The organism is Pseudoalteromonas sp. Z9A6, from assembly GCF_011378805.1.
GTDB lineage: Bacteria > Pseudomonadota > Gammaproteobacteria > Enterobacterales > Alteromonadaceae > Pseudoalteromonas > Pseudoalteromonas distincta.
This window is the reverse complement of record NZ_WTKZ01000009.1, coordinates 60737-86684: the sequence shown is the minus strand read 5'-3', so window position 1 is coordinate 86684 and position 25948 is coordinate 60737. Positions and strand designations below refer to the sequence as shown.

The window sequence follows — 25948 nt, the reverse complement described above, 5'->3', positions numbered from 1 at the left end:
TATAACGAGTAAAGCAATTACAAACTAATACAAAAGAAACAATTTAGTTAACAAAGTTGCATAAGTAGGTGCTTTTAGTTCTATTAAACTGAATAATTAAGTACTTAATAACATTAATTCGTATTCGTTAACGTGTTTAAATTACGCCAATTAAGATAATTGACATGATTAGGAACACAATGAACCCTAAGTTTTTAGTATCTACTTTGGCAACTGCGATTGCTTTGTCTTTTAGTGCTACTGCAATAGCAAAAGACACCAGCAATAAAGAAAAACGCTTTGAACAAATCACTGTTATTGGCTCTCAGCAAGCAATTAACGATATTCCTGGTTCAGCTACGTTTATTTCTGAAGAAGACGGTTATGGCCTTCGTCCTAATATTGGTATGCGCGGTACAGGTACTGGCCGTAACGATAAAATATCAGTAATGGAAGACGGTGTATTAGTTGCACCAGCACCATATTCAGCACCTTCTGCATACTACTTCCCTACTATGGGTCGTATGGAATCTATTGAAGTATTAAAAGGCGCAGCCTCAGTTAAGTACGGCCCGCGTACTACGGGTGGTGTTTTAAACTTACTTTCGCGCAGCTTACCAACTGAGCCAAATAGCTCAAAAGGTATGGTAGATGCAGCCCTTGGTAGCGACGGTTACTACAAAGGCCACGCTTACTTTGGTAAAGAAAAAAATAACACAGCAGGTTTAATTGAAGTATTTACTTACGGCGCAGACGGCTTTAAAGAGCTGCCAGTAGGCAATGACAACACCGGCTTTGAAAAAACAGATTTACTATTAAAGTTTGGCCATACGTTTGGTCAAAACGATGCGCATAATCTTGAGCTAAAAATTAAGTACTCTGACGAAACATCAGACGAAACATACATGGGCTTAACTGACGAAGACTATCAAGAAAGTCCTTACCGTCGTTATGCTGCATCGCAAAACGATGAAATGAATACGCGCCACAACGCATACCAACTTAACTACGCGTACCGTTTTGGTGATGGCTATGAGTTTTTAGCTACGGCTTACTTAAACGATTTTCACCGTAACTGGTATAAAGCCAGCAGCGTAGGTTTAAGTACTCTTGAGCAGTACAGCGATTTTGAAGCAAACCCAACAAGCGAAGGCATTGAAGGTATTGGCGTTAAAGCTAATAACCGCGATTACCAAGCTAAAGGTATTCAGTCTGAATTACATATTCCGGCAGGCGATCACTATGTGACTGTTGGCGTACGTTACCACGAAGACGAAATGGATCGTTTTCAATGGGAAGACAAATACACACTTAATCAAGACCTAAGCTTAACGCTTACAGAGCAAGGCGTTCCGGGCTCTGATAGCAACCGCGTAGATAGCGCAGAAGCAAGCACCTTGTTTATTCAAGACGAGTGGACAATTGACGCATTAGTAGTAAGTGCTGGTCTTCGTTATGAAGACATTACTATTACGCGTGAAGAGTGGTCTAAATCAGATCCAACACGCAGCAACGGTTTAACTAAAGATGTGTCGAACGACACTGAAATTTTAGTGCCGTCGTTAGGTGCTACTTACACGCTTAACGAAAACGTAACGCTACTTGCGGGCATTCAAAAAGGGTATGCACCAGCAGCACCTGGTAATGCTGACCAAGAAGAAGAAAGTGTAAACATTGAGTTTGGCTCTCGCTTTAATATGGATGGCTTTAGCGGTGAAGTAATTGCCTTTTACTCAGACTACGACAACATGCACGGTAACTGTACTGCAGCGGTTGGTTGTAGCGACGACAACATTGGCGACCAATACAACTACGGTGAAGTAGAAGTAGCAGGCTTTGAATTTAGTGCAGCACGTACTTTTGCAACTGATACAGCGATGTTCCCAGTTAAATTAACGTACACCTACACAGACTCTGAGTTTAAAAACGATTTTGATTCAGAAATTTGGGGCGCGGTAGAAAAAGGCGATGCAATGCCTTACGTACCAGAAAACCAAGTAGCGTTATCGTTAGGTGCTGAGTTTTCTGCGTTTGTAGTTAACAGCCAAATACGTTACGTATCTGATGCGCATGCTAACTTAACTGAGGCGGGCTTAAACGCAATTGATAGCCGCGTAGTATGGGATTTAGCTGCTAAATACTTAATCGATGAAAATCAAAAAGTATACCTAAGCGTTGATAACTTGTTTGATAAAACATACGTTGCTAACCGTTCAAACGGTGGCATTCAACCAGGTAAGCCACGTACTGTACAGATGGGCTACACTTACTCATTCTAACGAGTTAAATAGCTCTCTAGCTGCGTTAAAAATAACTCATATAAGAACAACTATATTTCGTTATTTTTGTCTTGCTATAGAGTTATTTTCCTATCGCTATAATAGAGCATCAATTGATATAAAATTAAAAGCGTAAATTACAGACACAAAAAAGCCGAGATTGAATTTCAATCTCGGCTTTTTAATACATAAAACTTATCGTTTTATATATTAGTTATTTGCGTTACGTTGGCGTAATACTTCAAACAAACAAATACCCGTGGCTACCGATACGTTTAAGCTTGAAACAGTACCCGCCATTGGGATTTTAACAAGCATATCGCAATGCTCACGCGTTAAGCGTCGCATGCCCTCGCCCTCTGCGCCCATAACAATAGCCATTGGCCCCGTTAAGCTTGCATCAAATACGTGGTTATCAGTTTCGCCAGCGGTACCTACAACCCATACGCCTGCATCTTTAATTTCGCGAAGCGTACGTGCAAGGTTAGTCACTTGAATAAGCGGTACTGTTTCGGCTGCGCCACAGGCCACTTTACGTGTAGTACCGTTAAGCTTAGCCGATTTATCTTTAGGTACAATCACAGCGTGAACACCTGCCGCGTCTGCACTACGTAAGCATGCACCTAAATTATGCGGATCGGTAATACCATCAAGCACAAGTAAAAACGGTGTGTCTTCACGAGCGATTATCGCATCAAGATCTTTTTCATTAAATGTTGGCGCTGCTTTTACGTTAGCAATAATACCTTGATGCTGCTCACCCTTTGATTTGCTATCAAGGGCTTTACGCTGCATAAACTGTACTGAAATACCAAATTTACGTGCTTCATCAATAATCGGAGTTGAGCGTTTGTCGTCACGGCCTTTAAGGGCGTAAATTTCTACAAAGCGCTCTGGTTCGCTTTCTAAAATTGCTTCAACAGAATGAAAGCCAAAAATTAATTCATTACTCACGTATTGTCTGCTCCTGGGCTAGTACGTTTGCGGGCATTTTTGCCTGCTCTTTTAGGCTTTTTAACGGCCTTCTTCTTTGGTTTTTTCTTTACGGCAGTGTCTGCTGCTTTTTTATCTGCAGATTTTGTTGCAGACTTATTTGCAGGCTTGCCTTTATCTTTATTTGCTGGCTTTTTTTTACCTTTTGGTTTGTCATCGCTGTGCGACTTTTTACCTGGTACTTTGCCTGCTTTTAATTGCGAACGCACACTTGCTGGCGCATGCTCAGACTTACCTGAACCTTTTTTTGGTGCACGACGACGTGAGTATCTGTCTTGTGCAACATCGCCTTTAAGCGTTAAGTTTATACGGCGATCGTCTAAACTAACCGACGCAACTTTAACTGTTACTTTATCGCCAAGGCGATAAACTTTGTGAGAGTGCTCACCTATTAGGGTGTGTTTTGCAGCATCATGCGCAAAAAACTCGTCGCCTAAATTAGTAACGTGTATAAGCCCATCAATTTGTAAATCGTCTAAACGAATAAACAAACCAAAATTAGTAACCGATGAAATAACACCATCAAACTCTTCACCTACATGGTCTTGCATAAACTCACATTTAAGCCAATCAGCTACTTCGCGAGTTGCATCGTCAGCACGACGCTCTGTTGTAGAACACTGCTCACCTAGTTGATCAACTTCATCGTCGGTGTAAGCGTATTCGCCAGACGTTTGCTGACCTTGTGCTTTTATTACTGCTTTAATAGCACGATGCACTACTAAATCTGGGTAACGACGTATTGGCGATGTAAAATGCGCGTAAGCCGATAACGCTAAACCAAAGTGACCAATGTTATCTGGCTGATATACAGCTTGTTTCATTGAACGCAGTAACATAGTTTGAATAAGTTCAGCTTCTGGGCGGTCACCTAGTCGCGCTAATACTTGCGTTATTTCTTTTGGTGTTGGCTCGTCGCTTAATGTACTTTCAATACCTAACTCGCCTAAAAACTTAGTAAAGTTACCTAGTTTTTCTTGATCTGGTTCGTCATGCACACGATAAAGCGCACTCGCTTCATGCTTTTCAAGAATTTTAGCCGCTGATACGTTGGCTAAAATCATACATTCTTCAATGAGTTTGTGCGCGTCGTTACGAATAACAGGCACTATTGATTCTATTTTACGCTGAGCGTTAAATACAAAACGTGTTTCTAGGGTTTCAAACTCTATGGCACCACGGTCTTGGCGTGCTGCTTTAAGTGCCATGTACATTTGCTGTAAATCAGTTAAATGTGGCACAACGGCTGAGTATTCTTCGCGTAGTTTTTCGTCGTTTCGTAAAATGGCATTTACTTTGGTGTAAGTTAAACGTGCATGCGAGTTCATTATCGCTTCGTAAAACTTATAACCCGAAAGTTTACCCGCGCTCGACACGGTCATTTCGGCAACCATACATAAGCGATCTACTTTTGGATTAAGTGAACATAATCCGTTAGAAAGCACTTTTGGTAGCATCGGAATTACTTGCTCAGGAAAATACACTGAGTTACCACGCAAAATTGCTTCTTTGTTAAGCGGCGTGTTCATTCCTACGTAATGCGATACATCAGCAATAGCAACCCATAAGCGCCAGCCACCTGATTTTTTAGGTTCACAATATACGGCGTCATCAAAGTCGCGTGCATCTTCGCCATCAATAGTTACAAGTGGTAAATCACGTAAATCTACGCGACCTTGTTTGTCAGCTTCTTCAACAAATTCACCTAGATGAGCAACTTGTGCTTCAACTTCTTCTGGCCATACATGTGGAATATCGTGATTGCGCAGTGCAACTTCAATTTCCATACCTGGGGCTAAATGCTCACCAAGTACATCTATAACTTTACCTACCGCGTTCATGTTACGGCTTGGATTTTGCGTAATTTTAACCTGCACCATTTGGTTATGGCGGGCACCGTTTTCGTTGCCTGGTAAAATCATTATATCTTGCGTTATGCGCGGGTCTTCAGCGACTACAACAGCAACACCGTGCTCAACAAAGTAACGGCCAACAATTGGCGCGCGCTCGTTAGTAAGCACTTTTATAATACGTGCATCGCATTTTGAGCCAGAACCACGTTTAGTGCCTTTAGCTAGTACAATGTCGCCATGTAACACCATATTCATTTGGTGCTTAGCAATAAACCAATCTTTACTCTCGCCTTCAACTTCTAAAAAGCCGAAACCGTCTCTGTGGCCTATTACTTTGCCTTTGGTTAAACCGGCTTCGTCAATTAGGGCGTAGCATTTAAATTTATTGAAATACAGCTGTCCGTCACGCTCCATAGCGCGAAGGCGGCGTTTAAATGCTATTTGGCGTTCGTCATCGTTTACTGCTAGTTCTTCACATAATTGCGCGTAGTTAGCAGGCTTTGAACGCTCTTGAAGGTGAGTAAGTATAAACTCACGACTAGGGACTGGGTTTTCGTACTTTTCTTGTTCTCGACTGAGATTTGGATCTTGGTTTGACATTCACTATCTTGTTAGTTGGTTATGTAGGTATTTTAACCCATATAGTTATAATGAGACAGGTAAAAGCTATTAAACTTTTAAGAAAGCACTTTTACCTTGCTGTTTACCTTGCTGTATAGTTTAAAAATCTAGCGCAATGGGGCTTAACGACCCCTTAACTGCAAAGTGTTTAGTCATCTCGTAGCAATGCTAAAATCTATACTATTTTTTTTGTAGGTTTTTCCACAGCAGTTTACTTATATTATCAATAAAGCTTGGGTCTTCTTCTTTCATTGTAAGTAAAATCTGCTTATTCATTTGTATTTTATTTTGAGCGTAAATCCAACGATTTTTATTAAATTGCTGGGCAAACTCAAGTACACCCGCTTGTAGTTCGTCGTTATTTGCAAACACAGCTTCAACTACTTTGTTCTCTAGCAACTGCTCTGCACCAACCCGCTCTCCTGACATAGCTAGACGATTAAAGAAAGTTTGCGAAATTGCCTTATTAATTATAGGAAACATCGACGGAACAAATGGCACCATTACATCCACTTCAGGAAAACAAAAAAAGCCTTTGTCTGATTTCATAAATCTAAAGTCGCACGCACACGCAAGTACAGAACCATTACCATAGGTATGCCCGTTTAACGCAGCAATAATAGGCATAGGAAAAGTAACTATACGTTTAAATAAGTCACTTATTTGAATCATAAAGTCAGAAATTGCTGCAGGTAAAATACTTGGATTAGACATCCATTGAAGGTCGATACCCAATGACCAGTTTTTATCACTTGAAGACGTTAAAATAACTGACTTAATATTTTGTTCAGCTTCAATGTGGTCTAGGTGTAAATTAAACTCAGCCAAAAACGCTGGGTTGTGGCGGTTTTCAGCAGTATTCATGGTGAGTATAGCGATATTATTTTTAGTTGTTAGTTCTATTAAATTTGCCATTAAAACCTCTTTTAGCGCTTTTTAAGCCAATTTTAAGCGCTGTTCGTTACTTTTACATATCATAGTAATACTTTGCTTATAATTTATAAACCCACTAATTAAAGCCACCCTTTTTGTTTAGCTATACGCGCAGCATCTATGCGGTTAGTGGCGTTTAATTTTGCAATGGCGTCCGATAGGTAGTTACGCGTAGTCCCTTCGCTAATAAATAGCTGCTTGGCTATGTCGCTTGTTTTAAGGCCATCGCTTGCAAGTTTAAGGGCTTTTCGTTCTTTGTCGGTAAGTGGATCTGCGTCGTCTAATGCATTAATAGCAAGCTCTGGGTCAATTACCTTTTGTCCCTGCATTACTTTTTTAAGCGCATTTATCAACTCTTCACTTGGTGCTTCTTTTAAAATAAAACCTTTTACGCCAGTCGTAAGCGCTCGCCTAATATAACCCGCACGAGAAAATGTAGTCATAATAACCATTTTTATAGCAGGAAATTTAGCGGCTATTTTTTCGCTAAGCTCTATACCATTCATGGTTGGCATTTCTATATCGGTTAAAATTATATCGGGATGCAAATCACTATCAAGCGCCTCAATTGCATTAAGTGCATCTTGCCCGTTACTTGCTTGACCAATAATCTCAATATTAAAATCAAGCCCTAACAATACTGCTACTGCGTCGCGTACAAGCGCCTGATCTTCCACTAAATATACTCTGATCATTATAAATTCTTAGCTGTAATTGGCAGCACTACTTTTAAAGTAAAATTATCGCCACAGGCAAATACTGCACTGCCATTTAGTTGCTCTGCTCGCTCTTTAATACCATTTAGGCCATTGCCCGAATTCAATGTACTGCACGGACCATGGTCAATTACGGTTATAAGTAACTGCTGCGCTGTTTGTTCTATATTTATTTCGCAATTTTTTGTATTGCTATGGCGTAATAAGTTAGTAACTGCCTCTTTAATTACAAGGCCTGCTATACCCTCTACTTTAGCGGGCAGAGCATTTAAAACCACATTAAATGAAACGTTAAATCCTTGCTCTATTAACCTTTGCTTTAACTGTGCTACTTGACTGACAAGATTAAGCTGTTTTAAATCACTTACGGCGCTTCTTACATCGCTAAGTAACTGCCTTGCCAAATCGGCCACTTGTGCAATTTCGCTATTTGCTTGAGCGTAGCGCTCTCCTTGGTTTAATTTATTAGCAAGCTCAGCCTTTAGAGCAATAGATGAAAGTGAATGGCCTAAAATATCATGTAAGTCGCGAGCTATTCGTTCTCGCTCTGCAATAGCTGCTAATTGCTCTAGTTGGTTAGCGCTTTCTTGTTCGCGCTTTTTGTATAAGCTTTCTCTTTTTGCTGCAATACCGTAACTAAATAATGTGGCGCATAGAATCAAAGCAACGCCTAAAAAGTATTGAACCTTACCTATATCACCAATATATGTGCTTAATAAAACCGTGAATATAATTGCGATCGCAGCATAAATTCTTTGACGGGAGCTGTAAGAGTAGCCTGCTATATAGGCTACGAAACCAAATAAAGTAGGCGTACCTGTGGTGTAAAAAGTAGCGCAAAAACAAATTAAGAGCATGGCTAAAAATAACTTAGTCACCCCTGCACTTTTACAGTTTATTGCTTTTATATACAAAAGAATAAAAGCAACATAGAAGGCTAAAGACATAACAATTTGGTTAACGGTAAAGCTCGCAAAATTAATTATTAGCGGGAGTAAATAAAAGCCGGTAAAAATTAAATGTCCATATTTCCAAAAACCTTTATCGCTTTGTTGAGAAAAGCTGCTTAACGAGCTCATACTAATACCTCAGGCATATTATTTTTACTTATAGCACTATTTTTATTAATAAATATAAATAACATAAAAATGCATACCAGCATAAAGCAATCTGCGTACGTAATCGTAAAACTTAACGCCTCTAGCACTTCATTAATAGTTAAGCTGATTAAAATTAAAGAATTCATAATTACCTCCTGTTGAGTAAGGTAACTATGCCCGCGTACAAAAATAATAAGAGTGTGAAGTGTCATCAACTTTAATGACTTTTGTCATGTGGAAAAAATTCATCTTAAGAATTTTTAAGCAATGTTAATATATTCAAAAAGTACAACAAGGAAACTAAATGCAGCCTCAGCAACAAAGTTTAATTTATTTACACATAGCGGTATTACTTTTTGGCGGGACCGCTCTATTTGCCAAACTTATTGGGTTAAATGCTTTAGATATTACCGTTTACAGAACTGCAATTGCAGGAATGGCTATTTTAGCCATGCTTTATTTTCAAAAAAAACAAATTAAACTCAACAAACCTAAAGACTATCTTATTTCATTATTTTTAGGTGTTGCGGTGGGTATTCACTGGGTTACCTATTTTGCTGGTATGCAAATGGCCGGTATAACTATTGGAATGCTGGCATTTTTTAGCTATCCCGTAATGACGGTGTTTTTAGAACCCTTATTTAATAAAAGCAGGCCAAAAGCAAAAGATATAATAAGTGCAGCGGTGGTTGTTTTAGGTATTTACTTATTAGTACCAAGTGCAAACTTGGGCGACGATGTAACCCTAGGTGTAATAACAGGTGTGATATCGGCATTGTTTTTTTCAATAAGAAACATTACTCATAAGCGCTACTTTAGCCAATATGGCGGGCCGCAAACGATGTTTTATCAAACCTTAGTGGCAAGCATTATGTTGTGTGCATTTATAGAAGTGCCAGTGTATGAGGTTAGTAATCACGACCTGATTTTAATTGCTGTAGCGGGTGTTATATTTACAGCTACACCGCACTCGTTATTTGCCGCAAGTTTAAAGCATTTATCAGCGGCAACCGCTGGGTTAATTTCTTGCTTGCAGCCACTTTATGGCACCATACTGGCTATAGTAATTATTCATGAACGTCCTACTGTTATGACGTTAGTTGGTGGAGCACTCATAGTTAGTGCCGCTTGTTTTGAAACGTGGTCAATCACTAAAAAGGCTCGACAATGAAAGTATTTGCACACCGTGGTGCCAGTGGGGATTTTCCTGAAAACACCAAAAGCGCTATTTTAGAAGCGTTAAAAGTAGATGTTGATGGTATTGAAGTAGATATTCAAAGTTCATTAGATGATTACATGGTAATACACGACTCATGGCTTGATAGAACCACCAGCGGTAAAGGCAGGGTGAGTAACTTTACCGCTCATGAGCTCTCTAAGCTTGATGCTGGAAATGGTGAAAAAATTCCTACTCTTCAGCAGCTGTTTGATTGGAATAACAATAAATCTTTATTAAATATTGAGCTTAAACATACGTTTTCACTAGAAAGGTTTGTGGCTCAATTAGAACAAAACATTGAAACTAAAAAAATATCGAAAGCCAATATTTTAGTATCATCGTTTGATCATCATCAACTACAGTGGCTTAAAAACAAGCTACCATGGCTTAAAATAGGCGCCCTTACTTCTTCTATTCCAATTAACTATGCAAAGTTTGCTAGTGATTTAAACGCTTATAGCGTACATGCAGATAAAACCTTTATAAATAAGGCTTTTGCCGAGGATGCAAAAAAAAGAGGCCTAAAGATTTATGCTTATACAGTCGATAGGAAAGAAGATATAGCGCTAATGCTTGAGTATGGCATAGACGGAATTTTTACAAATTACCCAGCGCGAACCAAAGCTTACTTGTTGTCGTTACAAAAAGGCTAACTTACATTCCCCTCACTTAAATAACAATCGTAGGGCTTGAGCATAATGAGTGGTTTTATGAAAATTTATAACTATATAGAGCAAACATTCTTTTTTACGTTAACCCGTAAAATAGTCGGTAATTTAAGTTTTGTATTATTGTTTCAAGCAATTACGTTATTTTGGCTGCATCAGAGTTTAAGCGAACAACAGCAAAGTACAGGGCTATTTTGGCTGCTTACGCTTGTGATCATATCTGGTTTTATTTTTACTCTTTTTTATATGCGTTTTTTAATTGTTCGCCCTGTTACTGCTATGCGCGATACTTTGATAGAAATAAACCAACAAGATGCAAATTTAGCAGCAAAACTTCCCCACTTTTCGTATGACGAATTTAAAGATTTAAGTTCACAATACAATATATTTACTGCCCATTTAAGTGAGTTACTCAGCACAACATATAACAGTGCTCAAGCTAGTGCACACAGCAATACACAAGTCACTGAATCAATGAAAAATACTGAGCAATCAAGTGAGCAACAAATACAGTTAAGCCACAGTATTATTAATGCCAGTATGCAAATAACCCAAAGCTTACAAGACATAGTAAATAATACAGATAGCGTACATAACGTTAATAATGAACATCTTAACTTTGTAAAACTATCTGCGTCAGAACTCGCTGCTTTAGTAGAGCAGGTAAAACTTATTACTAATATGCTAGGTAGCTTTTCAAATACAATTGCGGGACTAAAAGAGAACAGTGAAAACATTCGTAGTATTTTAAAAATGGTTGAAGAGTTTTCTGATCAAACTAATTTGTTAGCCCTCAACGCCGCAATAGAAGCAGCTAGAGCGGGTGAAGCTGGCAGAGGATTTGCCGTAGTTGCAGACGAAGTACGCACGCTTTCAATAAAGGTAAGTGGCGCAACTAGGCAGATTAGCGACTTTATAAGTCAGATGAATGATTTGGTAAACGAGACAAATAAAGAGTCAGAGCAATTAATGACTCACTCTAATAACGCACAAAGCTCAATTAGTGCAACCTGTGATGGCTTTACTAAAATGCTTAGTGAGTTTGAGCACAACCAGCAGCAGCTGCAACAAATAGCCAGTGCTGTACATTTGCTTGAGGGCACCCAAAGTACGACTCACCAATCGGTAGAGCAAATCGTAGCTTTAGGTGAGCAAGCTAAACTGCAAATAGATACGGCATTAGCCGATAGCGAGGAATCTCAACAGCTAAGCTTACAAACCCAACAACAGTTAAAGCGCTTTGTGCACTAAGAAGCGTTTTCGGGCTCAGAGAAATATGGTAAATTACGCAGCTATTAATTTAAGTGTGTAAAGCGTGTGAGCAACCCTACCCCAGACTATGAAAAATTAGCCCTGCAAATAAAAACCTGGGGGCAAGAGCTTGGCTTTAGCGAAGTGGGCATTACTGATATTGACTTATCAAAGCACGAAGCCCAATTGCAACGTTGGCTTGATGCAGGCTACCACGGCTCGATGGATTATATGGCTGCCCACGGTATGAAACGCGCCCGCCCTGCTGAATTAGTGCCTGGTACACAACGTGTTATATCCGTAAAAATGAATTATCTCCCTCCCGATGCTGGCTTTGCAAAAACCTTAAAAAATAAAGAAAAAGCATATATAAGCCGCTATGCATTAGGTCGTGATTACCATAAATTAATGCGTAATCGTTTAAAAAAACTCGGCCAAAAAATAGAGCAAGAAATTGGCGAGTATGGCTTTAGACCCTTTGTAGATTCAGCCCCTGTACTTGAGCGTCAACTTGCCGAAAAAGCCGGTTTAGGGTGGCGTGGTAAGCATTCGTTATTAATTAACCAAGAAGCTGGGTCGTGGTTTTTTTTAGGCGAGCTATTTATTGATTTACCTCTACCAATTGATGCAGAAAACACCTTTGAAGGCTGCGGTAAATGCGTTGCTTGTATTACTCTTTGCCCAACAGGTGCAATTGTAGAGCCCTACGTTGTTGATGCACGTAAATGTATATCGTATTTAACCATAGAACACCAAGGGCCAATACCAGAGCAGTACCGAACTTTATTAGGCAATCGTGTTTATGGTTGTGATGATTGCCAGTTGGTATGTCCTTGGAATCGTTATGGACAAATAACTGACGAAAATGACTTTCATCCTCGCACTCAATTAAAAGATAAAGATTTACTTGAGCTGTTTGCTTGGGATGAGCCTACATTTTTAAAAAACACCGAAGGCAGCCCTATTCGTCGCATTGGTCACGAACGTTGGTTACGTAATTTAGCAGTTGGTTTAGGTAATGCAGAATTCAGCCCCGCTATTATTAATGCCCTACAAGATAAAAGCCAAATATGCAGCGAACTTGTTTTAGAGCATATTGAATGGGCACTTGCTCAGCAAAACGATAAACAACGATTACAAATTCGTAAAACAGCTAGGTTAATTAGAATTGTAGAAAAAGGCTTACCAAGGGATGCATAGCACCGCTTAAGTAAACCTTTATATTGCGAAGTAACTAGTTTTTCAAAAGTAACGATAGATCTTGTTCTATCTCTGTAAAGGCTGCTTTGACTTGTTTAACAGACTCTTCTCTTGCTACTGAGTTTTGGATAGTTTCATCTACTTTTTTATAAATAAACACCTCCTGATCTTCATCCAGTCCCATTGATGGGATACGTTCTTCGAGCTCTTCTTGTAACTGTTTAAACACTTTTTCGTTGTTTTGACGGTTTTCATTCAACAAGCTAATTAAGCTATGAAACTTACTATGAACAGTACTTGCTACGGCATTAAGTTTCGCTCGTTGTGATTCAAGCATTTTCTTGGTCATGATGGCGCGTAGCTGCTGCTCGGTAACACTGACAATAAAACATACGTGGTCGCGTATACGACCATGCTTATCAGGGTCATGATCGGGCATATTTAAAATGAGTAAGCTAATCAATTCATAGTTAACTAAAATTCGGTGCGAAAACTCATGTAAGCGCCCTTTGTTTTTCAGCATTTCAAATAGCTCCACCACAATAGGTGAACACACGCCGTTTAGCGCAAAGAGGCTAATTTCATTATTTTCTCTAAATTCTACATTGCTTTGTAAATCAAAAGACTGCAGACAATCTACAAGCGCTTTACCTAGCTCTTGAGGATCGTTAATAAAGCCTATGTTTTCAACGTAGTTAACTATTTGCCCCATTTCACTGCTATTGGCCATTGCATTAAATGCAGTTGATGTTGCATCTTCAACTTGCTTTTCTAGGCTTTGCTTTTCAACGAGTACTTGATTTAAATTTTTAAGCTTAGATTTAAGTTCGTCATGGCCAAAAGGTTTTACAATATAATCTTCTGCGCCAACAGAATAGCCTTCCATGCGTTCTTCAACAGTGCCGCGAGCAGAAACAAACATAACAATAATGTGTGCTGTATTTGGATTTGCTTTAAGTGCTTTACATACTTCATAGCCGTTCATTTGCGGCATGCTTACGTCGAGTAATATAACCTGAGGCATATAACCTTCAACCATGTTTAAACACTCAGGACCACTTGTTGCTACTTGTAATTCAAAATCAAGCTCCTCTAAAATTTCCTCAATAATTTCAAGGTTAAAGGGTTCGTCATCAACGGCAAGTATTTTAGTTAAGGCCATAATTTATCATCCATTCAAACTCTTTAAAAAGTTACTTGGTATGCCAAAAAACAATTAATTAGTGTGTTGTATTAACTGTTCTTCAGCTAAATGCTCGTCTAAGTTTATTTCTAATGGCACTTGTATAGATATAGTTGCACCACCATTTTCGTTGTTACGTGCAGTGATTTCACCTTGGTGTAAAGATACAAACTCTCTACACAATGCAAGGCCTAACCCTGTGCCACCAGCACCACTATTTGTTTTACTGCTTTGCACAAACTTAGTAAAAATATGCTCCAACTCATCTTCTGGTATACCGACCCCATTATCGGTAACTTCTATAGTAGCAAGCTTATTATCTGACTCTAAATTTACCCGTATTTTACTTTTAGGTTCGCTAAATTTAAGTGCGTTACCTAGTACGTTTCGAAGTAACTGGTTTATTTGATCTTCATCACATTGTGCAATTACAGGTAATGGCTGTGCGGTAAATATAATCTCAATTTCTTTTTCCATTGCAGTACCAGACACATCATCAATACTTGTTTTAATAATATTAGCTAAATTATAGGGACGAGGGTTAAATGGAAACTTACTTACATCTAGCTTAGATAGGTCGAGTAAATTATTTAGTAACGACAGTAAACGCTCACCACTACTCTCTATTCGCGATAAATACTTAATGAGTTTTTCTTTTGCAAAATCTCCAGCTTCTAATTTAGTTAAACCAAAACGCGAAAAGCTTAAAATAGAGTGCATAGGTGTTCGAAGTTCATGCGACATGTTTGCTAAAAATTCTGATTTACTTAAGTTTGCAGCCTCAGCCACATTTTTAGCATGCTCGAGTTGTGAAGTACGTGCTCTTACTTGCTCTTCAAGAACATCTTTTGCTTCAAGTAATAAATCCTCTTTTTGCTTAAGATGGGTTACATTTTTAAATATGACCGCAAGTGCTATTTCGCCATGGTGATCTATCTCATTAAAAGAGCCAACTAAGGGTATATAACCTCCTGCTGTTTTAGATAAACGTAAATCGCAGCTAAATTGTCGATTACTATTTAATGTCGAAATCTTATCTTTAATACCTAAAATTGAATCATCATCTAAAAAATCAAATACTGATTTACCTTCGAGTTCATTAAACGGTAAGTTAAATAGTCTCAAGCAAGCATCATTAGCTTCTATCACTCTACCGCACTTTTCAAATAACATAATTGCATCGGGCGTATGTTTATAAATAACCTGAAGTAGGCTGTCTTTTTCAATTAGGGCATCAACCGTATCTTGTAGCCTTTCTACAAGCTCTGCGTTATGACGTTTTAATAACTCTGTTTGCCATAATTTATGTATTGATTGTAATAGTGAGCTATCGTTTAAAGGTTTAATAAGTACATCTTCTACGCCTTGACGAATTGCGTCGATCATTGAAACTTGATCGGGACGTGAGGTAAATAATAAGCAACGGCAATGTGGTTGGGTTACTTTTAAATTTGAAAAAATTCCTAAACCTGTTCCGTCATCTAAAATAAAATCGCTTATCAGTATATCTATTTGCTTTTCTTTACTAATTTCTAAAGCTTCTGCGGAGGTTGTCGCAGTATGAGTCTCGATATGAGCACCGATTAAGCTATTTTTCATTTTTTCGAGACGTTCAGGAACATGATCGACAAGTAAAATAGTAGGTAATTGCAAAATATGGTTAGAGCCTAATTCTAATAGGCTCTCTAAAAGAGAAGTAATTTCTTTATTAGAAAAAAATGGGTAGACCACGGTTGCGTCAGGCGCAATATGATTTAGCTCGCTAAACGCAGTTAGTTGTTCACCGCTTTGTGCTTTTGGCGCAAGCAGCATAAAGCGCTCTTGCGCTACTTCGCTTACAAGCGGTTTTATAGAATCAACAGGCACACCATGGGCAACAACAACTAAGTCGTAATCGCCTATATTGGTATACATGTCTAGCATGCTGAAATGAATTAATTCGACCTCACACCCTATTAATTCTAAAAGCACTTTCACACGCATCGCGATGACACTACTACTATCAATAATTAATATTTTTCGAATCATCAAGCCACACTTTAAATTAATAAACTTAATATCCCAACAGCGTAGTCTATTTTTATTTAATTGGCATAAACCCTTCGTCTTATTTTGTAAAAAAATATTACAACATTATGAAAAATAATTTATTTCAGATGTTTTCCAAAAATAGTAAGGCTATACGCCTTATCATCCATTATGGCAACGCTTGGTAACTCGCCCCATATTTCAAAATCAAAATACTTAAATAATTTAACACTGGGTAAATTATGACTAAAAATAAAACCAAGCAATACTTTAATATTTAATTGCTTAGCTTGTGTTTGAGCAAATATCATTAGCTTTTTACCAAGCCCTTTACCTTGTGCTTTACGGGTAATGTAAATGCTCATCTCTACTGTGCCATCGTAAGCAGGACGCCCATAAAACGATTTATAACTTACCCAAGCAAGTACTTGGTTATTTTCGCAGTAAACATAAATAGGTCTTTTATCGTTATGGCTATTAAACCAGTCACGCTTTTCGTCAACGCTCACTTCTTGCGTATCTGCAGTTACCATTCGCCCTGCAATGGTTTCGTTATAAATGGCTACAATTTCACTAAGATCATCAATAGTTGCTAAACGGGTTGTCATAGGTCATTCAAAGGTTGATCAATTTGTTTCATATTAGCGTATGATTATCCAATCAAACAATTGAAAAGTTTAGGTAATGTAATGCTAAAAAAAATTATAATAGGATTAATGGCTTTATTTATTAATGCCCCACTCCACGCTGAAACATCATCAACTATAAACCAAACCTCTACCCAAGACTGTCAAGATTTTACCAATGTCGATATTCGAAAGCTGCGCTCAAAAGAATCTATTAATTTATGCCAATTTAAAAATAAGCCTTTATTAATAGTAAACACGGCAAGCAACTGTGGTTTTACACCCCAATTTAAAGGCCTTGAAGCGCTATATCAACGATACAAAGAACAAGGCTTAGTCGTATTAGGGTTCCCTTCTGATGATTTTTTTCAAGAAGAGGATAGTGAAAAAGAAACTGCAAAAGTATGCTTTGTAAATTATGGTGTAACCTTCCCTATGTTTGCTACAAGCGAAGTGCGTGGTAGTAAAGCGAACCCAATTTTTAAATATTTGAATGAGCAAACTAGCTCTCCAAATTGGAACTTTTATAAGTATTTAGTGTCTGCTGATCGTGAGACGGTTTTGCGGTTTAACAGCAAAGCAGCACCTGATTCAGAACAAATGATTGCTGCAATTGAAACTGTGCTTTCTGATAAATAAGTTTATACTGGTACAATTAGTTGAAACTAACTAGAATGATATTTTAATTCGGTTAAAAAAACACCACACTATACTCGGGAGATTTTATGACAGTAGCAAGCGCACGACATATACTTGTAGACAGTGAAGCACAATGCTTAGACTTAAAAACAAAAATTGAGCAAGGCGAAGACTTTGCTGAATTAGCCAAAGCGCATTCAAACTGCCCATCAGGTCAAGATGGCGGTGCTCTTGGTGAGTTTGGTCCTGGTATGATGGTTCCAGAGTTTGATAAAGTTGTGTTTTCAGCTCCAATTAACCAAATACAAGGCCCTGTGCAAACTCAATTTGGTTATCATTTACTTGAAGTTACTAGCCGTTCAGAATAAATTTAACTGTATCGTAAGTAACGTTTTATAAAAGCCGCTTATGCGGCTTTTTTATGGAGTAATTATGCAATTAATTGGTTCTGTACCTTCACCTTACGTGCGCCGAATTAGAATTTGGGCACAACAAAACAACTGTAAACTAGAGCTTGTGAGTCTTGATATATTTTCTGAGCAAGATCGCCCTACTATGGCCAGTAAAAATCCAGCTCGAAAGATTCCCATTCTGGTAGATGGCGACTTAACACTTAGTGACTCTAATTCTATATTGCGCTATTTACTTGAAAAAACAGGACAACCAAAACTAACGTGGCCGCAAGAGCACTTACTTACGACTATAAATGCCTGTAACGATTCGCTAATAGAAATGCTGCTATGTGAACGCTCTGGATTTGACACCAAAAGCGATAAACTCTTTTTTAATTTGCAAAACGAACGAATTGAACAAACATTAAGCTTTTTAAATACCCATTTAAGCGATGAAGAATTTAAAAGCTGTGAATACCTCAACATCAGTTTATACTGCCTGCTTGATTGGATTTGCTTTCGTGAATTAACTGACTTTAGTCAGTATTCAGAGCTTGTTGCTTTTCATAAGCAATATGGCAAGCGTCAAGCAGCAATAGATACTAATCCTCGTCACTAATTTAAAAAGGTAAACACATGAGCGATATCGAAATTGAATCACAACTAGTTAACTTTGTAGAAAAAGTACGTGTTAGCGAAGTAATTTGGGCACTTGGTGCAGAAGATAATGGCTTTGTAGTGTGCGATTCTAACCAATTTGACGAAACTGACGTACTACTGCTTTGGGAAAGTGAAGAAGCAGCTAAAGCGCAATGTAAAGAAGAGTGGAAAGACTACAGCCCTGTAGAAATAAATCTTGATGAATTTTTAGATGCATGGGTTGAAGATTTAAATGAAGATAACGCACTTGTTGGCATTAACTGGAATGATGACCAAGTATGTACAGAGATTGAACCTACTGGTTTAGCTCGCGCATTAAGTGAGTAATACTTTATACGCTTTATATTAAGAGCGGATAAAACCCGACTAGCATCTACTGCTAGTTGGGTATAAAATAAAACACATCATTATTTTCAAGGTATTACGTTGAAAACCCATCTTGGTCGCCGGCCCTTTTCAGCCATGGAACTGCACACTCTTTATAATGGATATATATACGGTGATTTTAAAGTTGCACGTGAGCAACCAAAACACTGGCATTTTTGGCTTCCTCTAATTGCATATTACAGTGGTGCATATAGCGATGAAATTGGCTATCTAACGCTTGATGATCTGTCTCTTGAAAAAGATGTCTTATGTTTTAATTTTCATACTCACGGTAAGATAAAACCTCGCTTAGTTCCAGTGCATCAGGCACTTATAGATGCCGGGTTTAATGAATACTTAGCATTCATGAAATCACAAAATCAACAACGATTAATGTTCGACTTACCCGCTAAAACTGGCAGATACAGTGAAAAAGTCCGTATTTGGTTTTCAGGTGAAGGTGAGCGAGCCGGCTATTTACAAAAGTGTGATATACCAAACGTTGATCAACTCGGTATGAAAACAGCAATAAGCAGCCTTCGTCTTAACTTTGAGCAACAAGTGCGTATCCATGCTCTGCAAGCCAACTCTAAAGACGCCTTTAATTACCTCATGGGATTTAACGAATACCCACACAATGAATTTAAGGACGTGCTTTTATTAAATAACGTGATCCAAAAAATACGTATAATTAACTCACACCTGCATTGGCAGCGTTTTATAACACGCGAAAGCCACTGACAAACTTTGTTACTATTTCCCCTTAAAGTCACCGTTATAATCAATTACTCTATTAAAAAAAACTGTTAGGATATCTAACCCCCTAATAATATGAGCATAAAAAAGCCTATTTAGGGTAGTTTCTAACAACAACAATCTAGGGATCACTATGTTTCTTAAAAGCCTCTTAACAGTGAGCGTTGCTTTGGCAATGGGTGCTGCAAACGCTAACGAATTCGTTATTGAAAAACTCGCAAAACCAAGTTCTCAACAGGTATCGTTAACACTCGATCCGAGCCAAGATACATTCACAGGGATAACTGAGATTTCCCTAGAAGTACTAAAACCAACAAAATACATTGAATTAAATGGCGTAGCTTACGCTGTTAAAATGGCGCAACTGCTTGGCGACGAAAACTGTGACTTAAACAACGAAATGCTTAAAACAGGTAAAGTTAAATTTAGCTGTGATGAGCAAATCCAACCAGGTAAATACACCCTTAAAGTTGATTTTTCAGCGCCATATAATCGTCAAAGCGTTGGTTTATACAAAACGTTAGACCAAGGCACACCTTATTTATTTACTCAATTTGAAATGAGTGATGCACGCCGTGCATTTCCTGTTTTTGATGAGCCAAGTTACAAAATTCCATTTCAGTTAACGATTACTGCACCTACATCACAAAAAGTATATTCAAATACGCCAGAACTAAAAACAACGGTTGATGGCGATATGACCACACACTTTTTTGATAAAACGCCGCCAATTCCTTCATACTTAGTCGCGATGGCTGTTGGCCCATTTGAAGAATTAGATATTAAAGGCATGCCAATTCCTGGTCGTGTAATTACCCCTCAAGGTAAAATTCACTTAGCCCAATACGCAAAAGAAAACATGCCAAAAGTACTGGGCGCACTTGAAGCGTATTTTGGTATTCCTTACGTTTACAAAAAATTAGACTCAGTAGCGGTACCAGAGTTTCCATTTGGCGCAATGGAAAACTCAGGCTTAGTAACCTACCGAGAAGATATTTTATTAGTTGATTTAGCTGCAGCAACACGCAGTAAAAAACAGCGTAATGTATCAATTATTGCTCATGAACTTGCTCACCAATGGTACGGTAATTTAGTAACCATGAAATGGTGGAACGACTTATGGTTAAACGAAGCGTTTGCTAGCTGGATGGCTGCAAAAATTACTAAGCAGCTTAACCCTGAGTTTGAATCGCACTTAGACCTGCCACAAAACAACGTAATGGCACTTGATGCACGCCTAAGCACCAAGCCTATTCGTAAGCCAATTAAAACCGAAGCCGACATTATGGACGGTTTAGGTCTTGCTTACAGTAAAGGCAGCTCAGTACTTGCTATGGTTGAAAACTGGATTGGCGAAGATGCATTTCAAAAAGGTATTCAAAGTTATTTAAAAGAGTTTTCATATAAAAATGCAGAAGCGGCCGACTTATGGGAAGCACTTGGTAAAGCATCAAATAAAGACGTAGCGAGTGTTTTAAAATCGTTTATTGAGCAATCTTCTTTCCCACTAGTTAAAGTAACTCAACAAGGTAGCAAAGTAACTATTTCACAAAGCCGCTTTGTAAACGCAGGCGTTGATGCGCCAGAGCAGCTATGGAATGTACCTGTTGCAATTAAATATGGTGCTGGCGATAAAGTAAAAACAGCAAACGTATTACTTAATAAACAAAGCCAAACACTAGATTTAGACTTTGAACCAGAGTGGATTTATCCTGACCAAGGTGCATTAGGCTACTACCGCTGGGTAATGGATGATGCACAATTTAGCGCACTTGTTAAAAAGGCGCCAAGCGTACTGAGTGACCGTGAACGCTTAGCGTTACTATCTGCTACTGATGCGCTACTTGATGCTGGTGTTATATCTGCTACTAAGTTAATGCAAACACTTGAAGTGTTCGTAAGCGATAGCCACCCTCGCGTAGCAAATACCGCACTAGGTTACTTAGTGTCGCAACAGCGCACTTTTAAAGACGATAGCAATAAAGACCTATGGCCTGAATTTATTCGCGGTGCAGTAACGCCTGCTGCTAAAAAATATGGTTTAGAAGCAAAAGCGGGTGAAGATGGTGCTATTGCACAACTTCGTGCAGCCGTTGTATCACGCTTAGGTTTTGATGGTGAAGATCAAAACGTCATCAATAAAGCCAAAGAACAAACGCAGGTTTATTTAAATGATCCACAAAAAGTAGACCCATACTTAGCGGGTACGTACTTAACTCTTGCTGCTTTTCATGGTGACAAAGCGCTGCTTGATCAATTCATGACAACGTTTAAAACGACTAAAGATCCGCAAGTACGCACAAACATGCTTGCAGCTATGGGCTTTTTTGGTAAACCTGAGTTACAAAAAGCGGTATTAGCTTATAGCTTAACGGATGAAGTAACGGCATCTGACATGCGTACTATTTTGTCAGGTCAAAGTTACACAGATGAGCGCCAAGCGTTATTTATTGATTGGGTTTACAGTAACTACGATAAAGTAACAGCAAGCTTACCGCCTTTCTTTATTCCTAACTTGCCGTACTTTACAACTGCAAGCTGTGATGCAGAAAGCTTAGCGACAACAAAAACCTTCTTTAACGAAAAAGTAGCTGATGTAGCTGGTTACGCTCGTACATTAAGTAAGCTTGAAGAAAGCACAAACGATTGTATCGCGCTTAAAACACGTGAACTTGAATCGGTTAATAGCTTTTTAAAAAGTAAGTAATTATTAGGTTTATTGAGCTATAAAAATACAAAAGCCGCTGAATATAAATTCAGCGGCTTTTTACTTTTTATATAAAATTAGTTGCCAATAATCATAGTTAGCTTGGCTATAAAATCTTTGGCTGCTTGCTCAGAGTTTATTTTAAACGCAACACCGTAGTGAATAGGTTGAGCGCTTTTAAAAATGCGCGTAGGAAAGCGTGTCATCTCACTGCTATGGAAGTACCCTTGCGCACGTGTTACGCCATCTATATCATTAAAATCATCGCTAAATACTTCAAATGCAGGGCGAATTACTATTTTACCCTTGCCGCTTTCGCTGTGGGTATAAAATGCTTCTTTAGAGTTTACTAACATGTACTCTGCAATATTTTTAATCTTAAAATTACTTCTGCACTGTAATTTAATGAGCTGTTCTGTCAGCTCGTCTGCACTATAAGCCACGTGTAATCCCTATTAGTTAATTTGCGTATTAGATTAACGCATACACACAATAAAATCTGAATTTATTTGTCTGCTTTACTTTGTTATATCACATACAAAAGCGAGTTTTTCATTGTTGTAACTCATTCTTGTTATATTTGTTTCGCAGTAGGTGCTTAAATTAAGCCATTGCGATACTTCATCACTTCCATCAAGTTTACGCTGATAAACGCGGTTTTTAATAGCATAAGCAATGGTCGCATTATCCTTTAAAATAAAATCTTGAACTTGAGCCGGTAACCTTAATAGGTCTTCAACTTGTTTATCTTGTGGATTAAAACTCGCTAAAATGTGTTGCTCGTTTTTAGTGTAACTAAATAAAAATGCAGCCATTGAGTTGTTATAAATAAGCGTTCGGCCAATATTACTGGCAGCTATTTCCCCCTTCGCTTGTGCAACAGAAGTATATTGAAGAGTGTGAGGCTTTCCTAAAATAAACATCACTAAATCATTTTGGACACCCCATGCATGGTATCCAACAGGTTCAATCCAATCAAAAATACGACTTGGCGCATCTTCATTTTTGAGTGGGTAATGCCACAATTTTTGCTTACCGTCAGCTTCTACAACAATCGCTGATATCGCATCACCACTTGGCATAACCGTTGGCGAATATTCGCTTACAGGAGAGTTAGTTATATTGGTAACTTTTTTTGACGTGAAATCATAATAAGCAATATCAGTTTGGCTTTGCCCTTTATTAATTACTTCATGAGTAAAGTATAAACCTGTACTTGTTAAGTGCGGTTGGTTGTTATAACTATTTTTATCGCTCACTATACTAACTTGTACCCCGAAAGGTGTATTTAAATCAGCAAGTAATACTTGGCTTTTTGGCATGCTAGCCTGCACCACTATTGGTCTCAGCGCTGCTATAGAAAATAATCCAAGTAATGGTTTAATAAGTTTCATGCTTTCTCTCGTTTTAATTTTAAGCACCTCATGATAACGTTATTTGCTGATGGCGTCACTTGAGCTAAGTCAGTCAACTCTTAAGATACCCAAACGACTTAAAATAATGTTAAGTTTAGTCTGGTTATAAAACCTGGTCCTAAAAAAGAGAATTAACATGTCAGCTAAAAATCCTATTATTGCGATTACGGGTTCATCTGGTGCGGGTACAACCACCACAACGAATGCAATTAAACATATTTTCCGTAGCCTTAATATTCAAGCGGCTTTTGTCGAAGGAGATAGCTTTCATCGTTACACTCGCCCCGAAATGGATAAAAAAGTTCGAGAAGCACAACAAGAAGGTAAACATATTAGTTACTTTGGCCGAGAGGCCAATGACTTTGGCGCTTTAAAAACGTTGTTTGAAAACTATAGCGAAACAGGTCAAGGAAAGTTACGCCGCTACTTACATACCTTTGATGAAGCCGTTCCGTATAATCAATTACCAGGTACATTTACACCTTGGCAAGATCTTGACCATAATACTGACATTTTGTTTTATGAAGGGTTACACGGTGGTGTAGTTGATCAAGACGTAGACGTTGCAAAGCATGTCGATTTATTAATAGGCATGGTTCCAATTATTAACCTTGAATGGATTCAAAAATTAATACGCGATACATCCGAACGAGGCCATTCTCGCGAAGCGGTTATGGGCTCTATTGTGCGCAGTATGGATGACTATATAAATCATATTACCCCGCAGTTTTCTCGTACCCATATTAATTTTCAACGCGTGCCGACCGTTGATACATCAAACCCATTTAGCGCCAAAGATATTCCATCTCTTGATGAAAGCTTTGTAGTTATTCGCTTTAGGGGGATTGATGATGTTGATTTTCCTTATTATTTACGGATGATCGAAGGCAGTTTTATGTCTCGTATTAATACGCTTGTAGTACCAGGGGGCAAAATGGGCTTAGCTATGGAGCTGGTTCTTACTCCACTTATTAAAGATATTATTTTGAAAAAGCGTGCACTGGAAAACTTAGCACCTTTGGATATACCTATTTAACTCCTCTTCTAAGATTGAGCTCTCTCACGTACACTGCTGATTTTAGTAACAATAAGGGACATTGTGTTGTACTCATTAAAAATTATTGTGGGTTCTAAAAACCCTGTAAAAATTAACGCGGCTAAACATATTTTTGCAATGTATTTCCCTGAACATGAAATTGATTGCCAAGGTGTTGATGCCCTATCCAATGTGCCAGATCAACCTATTGGCGAAGAAGAAACACGTGTTGGCGCACAAAACCGTGTTAATTATTGCAAAGAGCATTACCAAGCTCACTACTACGTGGCAATGGAAGGCGGTGCAGAGCAATTTAGCTATGGTGCAGCAACCTTTGCTTACGTAGTTATTGATAATGCCTTAAATCAGGTTGTAGGGCGCAGCAGCAACCTCCCCTTGCCTCAAGTGCTTTATAACGCATTACTTAACGGCGAAGAGCTTGGCGATGTAATGGACAAAGCATTTAATACCACCAACGTTAAACAAAAAGGGGGCGCTATTGGGTTACTTACAAACAATCACGCCACGCGCGAAAGCACCTATACACAAGCACTCACTTTAGCTATGGCGCCCTTTCTACACGTAGATCTCTACAGCCAAACAAATTAATTTAGGAAGTTTAATGAAATACAACTATGTATTGTTTGATGCAGACGAAACCTTATTTAGGTTTGATATTTTAGCGGGCATGACTCGCATGTTTAAAGCTTACAACGTAGATTTTAGCCAAGACGACTATATTCATTATCAAAAAACCAATAAGCAGCTGTGGGTTGATTATCAAAATGGCACTATTAGCGCAGATTACTTACAAGTAACACGCTTTAATGAATGGGCTTCAAAACTCAATGTGCCCGCAAAAGAGCTAAACGATGCTTTTTTAGATGCTATGGCGCAAATTTGCGAGCCATTACCTGGTGCTATTGAGCTTTTAAATAAACTTAAGCCAAATGCTCAATTAGGTATTATTACTAACGGATTTGCCCGCTTACAAACCGTACGCCTTGAGCATACTGGCTTAAAAGATATGTTTGAATGGTTAGTAATATCTGAACTTGTGGGTATAGCAAAACCAAATAAAGCGATTTTTGAGCACACATTTGAGCTAATGGGTAACCCAGATAAAAGCGAGATACTTATGGTGGGTGATACTGCTGCAAGTGACATACTTGGCGGCAACAATGCAGGTATTGATACTTGCTGGTTACAACACCCTGGTGAGCAATTAGCCGATGGAATAAAACCAACCTATACAGTAACTCATTTAAATCAGTTACAAGCTCTTTTAGAGTTATAATAGAGTAAATTTTACGCAAAAAAAATGACGC

General features: G+C 38.4%; 24 protein-coding genes. 14 read left to right on the top strand and 10 right to left on the bottom strand.

Annotated features, from left to right (window positions below; translation table 11 throughout):
- The first annotated feature begins 179 nt into the window (after positions 1–179).
- Positions 180–2258: a TonB-dependent receptor gene (locus GQR53_RS05790; RefSeq protein WP_165743126.1), complete on the top strand. Its 2079-nt coding sequence runs from the start codon at positions 180–182 to the stop codon at positions 2256–2258.
- A gap of 210 nt (positions 2259–2468) precedes the next feature.
- On the opposite strand, the gene rlmB is transcribed toward GQR53_RS05790, so the two are convergent.
- From rlmB to GQR53_RS05765, 5 genes are all read right to left on the bottom strand, one after another.
- Positions 2469–3212, bottom strand: a complete 744-nt coding sequence (gene rlmB, locus GQR53_RS05785) for a 23S rRNA (guanosine(2251)-2'-O)-methyltransferase RlmB (protein WP_165743125.1) — start codon at positions 3210–3212, stop codon at positions 2469–2471.
- Positions 3209–5704 (bottom strand): ribonuclease R, encoded by a 2496-nt coding sequence (gene rnr / locus GQR53_RS05780; RefSeq protein WP_165743124.1) that lies wholly within the window; start codon positions 5702–5704, stop codon positions 3209–3211. Before rnr ends, rlmB begins: the two co-directional genes overlap by 4 nt.
- 201 nt (positions 5705–5905) lie before the next feature.
- Entirely contained in the window at positions 5906–6640 is a 735-nt protein-coding gene (locus GQR53_RS05775; protein WP_024599311.1) for an enoyl-CoA hydratase/isomerase family protein, read from the bottom strand.
- Between the two features lie 98 nt (positions 6641–6738).
- Positions 6739–7353 (bottom strand): response regulator transcription factor, encoded by a 615-nt coding sequence (locus tag GQR53_RS05770; protein ID WP_165743123.1) that lies wholly within the window; start codon positions 7351–7353, stop codon positions 6739–6741.
- Positions 7353–8453 (bottom strand): histidine kinase, encoded by a 1101-nt coding sequence (locus GQR53_RS05765; protein WP_165743122.1) that lies wholly within the window; start codon positions 8451–8453, stop codon positions 7353–7355. Before GQR53_RS05765 ends, GQR53_RS05770 begins: the two co-directional genes overlap by 1 nt.
- 325 nt (positions 8454–8778) lie before the next feature.
- Here GQR53_RS05765 and GQR53_RS05760 point away from each other — a divergent pair, with 325 nt between their 5' ends.
- The 4 genes from GQR53_RS05760 (at position 8779) to queG (ending at position 12812) form a co-directional block, all read left to right on the top strand.
- Positions 8779–9645: a DMT family transporter gene (locus GQR53_RS05760; protein WP_165743121.1), complete on the top strand. Its 867-nt coding sequence runs from the start codon at positions 8779–8781 to the stop codon at positions 9643–9645.
- Entirely contained in the window at positions 9642–10346 is a 705-nt protein-coding gene (locus GQR53_RS05755) for a glycerophosphodiester phosphodiesterase family protein (RefSeq protein ID WP_165743120.1), read from the top strand. Before GQR53_RS05760 ends, GQR53_RS05755 begins: the two co-directional genes overlap by 4 nt.
- A gap of 45 nt (positions 10347–10391) precedes the next feature.
- A complete protein-coding gene (locus GQR53_RS05750) occupies positions 10392–11612 on the top strand; it encodes a methyl-accepting chemotaxis protein (protein WP_165743119.1) in 1221 nt (406 codons plus the stop codon).
- Positions 11613–11678: 66 nt separating this feature from the next.
- Positions 11679–12812, top strand: coding sequence for a tRNA epoxyqueuosine(34) reductase QueG (queG, locus tag GQR53_RS05745; RefSeq protein ID WP_024594635.1), 1134 nt, complete (start codon positions 11679–11681; stop codon positions 12810–12812).
- 34 nt (positions 12813–12846) lie between these two features.
- Here queG and GQR53_RS05740 read toward each other — a convergent pair whose 3' ends face one another.
- The 3 genes from GQR53_RS05740 to GQR53_RS05730 all read right to left on the bottom strand — a co-directional run bounded on the left by GQR53_RS05740 (position 12847) and on the right by GQR53_RS05730 (position 16631).
- A complete protein-coding gene (locus GQR53_RS05740; RefSeq protein WP_165743118.1) occupies positions 12847–13974 on the bottom strand; it encodes a response regulator in 1128 nt (375 codons plus the stop codon).
- Positions 13975–14028: 54 nt separating this feature from the next.
- Entirely contained in the window at positions 14029–16023 is a 1995-nt protein-coding gene (locus tag GQR53_RS05735) for an ATP-binding protein (RefSeq protein WP_165743117.1), read from the bottom strand.
- A 119-nt stretch (positions 16024–16142) separates the two neighbouring features.
- Complete coding sequence (locus GQR53_RS05730) at positions 16143–16631, bottom strand: GNAT family N-acetyltransferase (RefSeq protein WP_165743116.1); 489 nt, start codon at positions 16629–16631, stop codon at positions 16143–16145.
- A gap of 81 nt (positions 16632–16712) precedes the next feature.
- On the opposite strand from GQR53_RS05730, the gene GQR53_RS05725 reads away from it, so the two are divergent.
- From GQR53_RS05725 to GQR53_RS05700, 6 genes are all read left to right on the top strand, one after another.
- Complete coding sequence (locus GQR53_RS05725) at positions 16713–17288, top strand: glutathione peroxidase (protein WP_002958010.1); 576 nt, start codon at positions 16713–16715, stop codon at positions 17286–17288.
- 86 nt (positions 17289–17374) lie between these two features.
- The gene (locus GQR53_RS05720) at positions 17375–17656 is read left to right on the top strand and encodes a peptidylprolyl isomerase (RefSeq protein WP_165743115.1); all 282 of its coding nucleotides are present in this window, start codon (positions 17375–17377) and stop codon (positions 17654–17656) included.
- A 64-nt stretch (positions 17657–17720) separates the two neighbouring features.
- Positions 17721–18299 carry a glutathione S-transferase family protein gene (locus GQR53_RS05715; RefSeq protein WP_165743114.1) on the top strand — a complete coding sequence of 193 codons (579 nt, stop codon included), beginning with the start codon at positions 17721–17723 and terminating at the stop codon, positions 18297–18299.
- 17 nt (positions 18300–18316) lie between these two features.
- The gene (locus tag GQR53_RS05710) at positions 18317–18667 is read left to right on the top strand and encodes a DUF2750 domain-containing protein (RefSeq protein WP_002958007.1); all 351 of its coding nucleotides are present in this window, start codon (positions 18317–18319) and stop codon (positions 18665–18667) included.
- Between the two features lie 99 nt (positions 18668–18766).
- Entirely contained in the window at positions 18767–19447 is a 681-nt protein-coding gene (locus GQR53_RS05705) for a hypothetical protein (protein WP_024605975.1), read from the top strand.
- Positions 19448–19595: 148 nt separating this feature from the next.
- Entirely contained in the window at positions 19596–22169 is a 2574-nt protein-coding gene (locus GQR53_RS05700; RefSeq protein ID WP_165743113.1) for a M1 family metallopeptidase, read from the top strand.
- Positions 22170–22246: 77 nt separating this feature from the next.
- On the opposite strand, the gene GQR53_RS05695 is transcribed toward GQR53_RS05700, so the two are convergent.
- Both GQR53_RS05695 and GQR53_RS05690 read right to left on the bottom strand, forming a co-directional pair.
- Positions 22247–22612, bottom strand: coding sequence for a hypothetical protein (locus tag GQR53_RS05695; RefSeq protein WP_007376965.1), 366 nt, complete (start codon positions 22610–22612; stop codon positions 22247–22249).
- Positions 22613–22687: 75 nt separating this feature from the next.
- Positions 22688–23563, bottom strand: coding sequence for a hypothetical protein (locus GQR53_RS05690; protein WP_165743112.1), 876 nt, complete (start codon positions 23561–23563; stop codon positions 22688–22690).
- Between the two features lie 157 nt (positions 23564–23720).
- On the opposite strand from GQR53_RS05690, the gene GQR53_RS05685 reads away from it, so the two are divergent.
- From GQR53_RS05685 to yjjG, 3 genes are all read left to right on the top strand, one after another.
- Positions 23721–24620 (top strand): phosphoribulokinase, encoded by a 900-nt coding sequence (locus GQR53_RS05685; RefSeq protein ID WP_002958002.1) that lies wholly within the window; start codon positions 23721–23723, stop codon positions 24618–24620.
- A gap of 63 nt (positions 24621–24683) precedes the next feature.
- Positions 24684–25229, top strand: a complete 546-nt coding sequence (yjjX, locus tag GQR53_RS05680) for an inosine/xanthosine triphosphatase (protein ID WP_096040826.1) — start codon at positions 24684–24686, stop codon at positions 25227–25229.
- Positions 25230–25242: 13 nt separating this feature from the next.
- Positions 25243–25917, top strand: a complete 675-nt coding sequence (yjjG, locus tag GQR53_RS05675; RefSeq protein WP_165743111.1) for a pyrimidine 5'-nucleotidase — start codon at positions 25243–25245, stop codon at positions 25915–25917.
- Positions 25918–25948 lie beyond the last annotated feature (31 nt).